At 48.1% G+C, this 1142-nt stretch carries 2 protein-coding genes; both read right to left on the bottom strand.

Going from position 1 to position 1142, the window contains the following annotated elements:
- The coding region (locus KDK13_RS06020; RefSeq protein WP_257284065.1) for a hypothetical protein at nucleotides 1–207 on the bottom strand (207 nt) is incomplete at its 3' end.
- 18 nt (nucleotides 208–225) lie between these two features.
- Nucleotides 226–408, bottom strand: coding sequence for a hypothetical protein (locus KDK13_RS06015; RefSeq protein WP_257284063.1), 183 nt, complete (start codon nucleotides 406–408; stop codon nucleotides 226–228).
- Nucleotides 409–1142: the final 734 nt, after the last annotated feature.

The raw sequence follows: 1142 nt of genomic DNA, 5'->3' as shown, positions 1-1142 counted from the left end.
TGCAGCAGCGCCTGTGGCAACGGCGTTGTCTTCCCGAAATGTAACCGCCAAAGCCATGGTCACCAATGCCTCGATCACCGAATCCCCGACTACCGATGCCCCGGCCACCGAAGCCCTGACTACCGAATCCCCGACCACCGAAGCCCCGACCACCGAAGCCCCGATCTTTAGATCAGAAGATGAGAAACTCTTGAACTCCCTTTGCAAGGCTCCCAACTGCGCTTTTTATGCAATAAGCGCTGAATGCACAGGAAATCGCCGGGTTAGACCGATATGTTGTTTCAAATTCACCCCATATTGGCGCAGCTGGGCAAACGGAGAAACCGTCGATTGGAGTTTCCCTATCGTTACACGATTGACATGCGCCTCATCACCATCACGATGCACCAATAATTCTTCATTAGCCATTGGCGCAGATCCTGTTGGCAAAGATGTTAGTGGATTTACCTATAATACAGTAGATGAACTTTGCCAATCCAAAGGATGGGGTAAAGCTATTTACAGAATCCGCTGATACCCGTACTCCCTGATTGTCAGGGCAGCCATCGTGCCGAATCCGGCAAGTTCGTTTTCCAGCCGAAAACATAGGTAAACATTAACATCCCCATCTCCGATTTTTCCACACGCCCCTGGCGAGGCTGCGCCCCTTCGAACCCGCTAAAAGTAAAAAGAAAAAAAAGACAGGCCCGTGCTGGAGGCCACCATCACTGTACTCAAGTCAAAAGACGAAAAGCCCGCTGGCTGCAGCAAGTGGCCGATGCCCGACTCAGCATCTTTTTTATATAAAACACTGGATTTGTATCATGCTCTGTAAGGGTATGTCTTTATAGCCATTGAGCCTAATGGTTCTGCGGGCTTTCATGATTTTCCACTACTAAAGGATTACAAACAGTAACCGGCCATAATGTCGCTTCTACTACGTGAACTTTTTACTGATCCACGGATCTACAAAACATGTGTGATGCCAGCTACCAAAGTTTTAAATCAGGAGTGTTATTATGGATCGAGCATGTTGTTCAAATATTGAGCTTCATAATTACGCACAAGCTCCACAAAACGATACTGAATCGGGTGTAAGGCAGGATGGTCGAAGTTGTGGGACCAGGGCGTTTAAATGGATTGTCCGTCACCCTTTTCTGACA

Source organism: Endozoicomonas sp. SESOKO1 (genome assembly GCF_024606265.1).
GTDB lineage: Bacteria > Pseudomonadota > Gammaproteobacteria > Pseudomonadales > Endozoicomonadaceae > Endozoicomonas.
This window is presented reverse-complemented; position numbering and strand designations above follow the sequence as displayed.